General features: G+C 71.9%; 1 protein-coding gene and 1 pseudogene. Both read right to left on the reverse strand.

All coding sequences use genetic code 11. The features are described 5' to 3' along the window. Positions 1–289 (reverse strand): annotated as a pseudogene (locus G3O00_RS42820) (N-acetyltransferase); the annotation flags it as partial. Then, positions 279–1,179, reverse strand: a 901-nt coding sequence (locus G3O00_RS42825; protein ID WP_241025615.1) for a condensation domain-containing protein, incomplete at its 5' end; no start/stop codon positions are given. The pseudogene G3O00_RS42820 and the gene G3O00_RS42825, both read right to left, overlap by 11 nt.

Raw genomic sequence — 1,179 nt, forward strand, 5'->3', positions numbered from 1 at the left:
CGGCCGGGTCGAGCCGGATCGCCGCGTGGCGCGCGCTGTCCGAACACGCCGCGGCCAGCGCGGCCAGCAGCGCACGCCGCTGGTCGGCCGGTGCCGCGCGATGGTTGTACGCGACGAGGCGCAGCGCGCCATCGTCGCCGAGTTGTGCGCGCAGCAACTGCGCGCCGATGCCGTCGCCCTGCGCAACGCGAATCTCTGCGCCGTCGCGCACGGCGAACAGGCCGTCCGCGAATGCGAGGCGGTAGGTATCGAGCATCGTGAATCCGTCCGGACGCACTTCAGCCAGCATGGCGCGCCTCCTGTCCCGTTTCCGCAGGTGCATCGAGTCGCGCGCCGAGTGCCGCAAGCGTTGGCGACGCGAACAGGTCGGCAACCGTCAGCGCGTGGCCGGCACGGCTCGCCGCGTCGACGAAGCGCACGACGTCGAACGAGGTCGCGCCGGCTTCGAACAGGTTGGCGTCCGCTTCGGGTGCGGCCGTTGCGAACGTGTCGGACCACAGCGCCGCGAGCGAGGCGGCCGCGTGCGGCGCACGGGACGGCGTTGCCGCGCGCACATTGCCTTCCGCCCGCGCGCGCTGCGACGCTTGCGCAATGGCATGCTTGTCGGGCGCGCCGAGCGCGGCTTCCGACGCGCCGGCGAAACGCGCGACTTCGTCGTGATAGACATCGACGAGCGCATCGACGAAACCGCGATCGAGCAATTCGTCCGCATACGAGAAGGCGGCGCTCACGCGGCCATCCGGATGCTCGACGACGTCCAGCTCCAGCGTGAACACGACGCGATGGCGCACCTCGTCGAATCCGGCCAGCGACAGGCCGGCCCAGTCGCGCGCCGCGGCACCGGTCGGGCGCAGGTAGTTGAACATCACCTGGAACAGCGGATTGGCCTGCGCGGCACGCGGTGCGCGCAGCGCCGCGACGACGTCCGCGAACGGCACGTCGGCGTGTGCGTAGGCCATCAGCGCCATGTCGCGCACTTGCGCGAGCACGTCCGTACGACGCGCGGCCGGGTCGAGCTGCGTGCGCACGACGACCGAATTGATGAAGAGGCCGAGCGCGTCGCGGGCCGCATCGCCCGTCAGCTCGCGCGTCGACGCGAGCACGCCGACCGGCTGGTCGGACGCCCCCGTCGTGCGGAACAGCGCGGTGTTGAGCGCCGCGTGCAGCAGCATCGGCAGC

It is taken from the genome of Burkholderia sp. Ac-20384, assembly GCF_017104605.1.
GTDB lineage: Bacteria > Pseudomonadota > Gammaproteobacteria > Burkholderiales > Burkholderiaceae > Burkholderia > Burkholderia lata.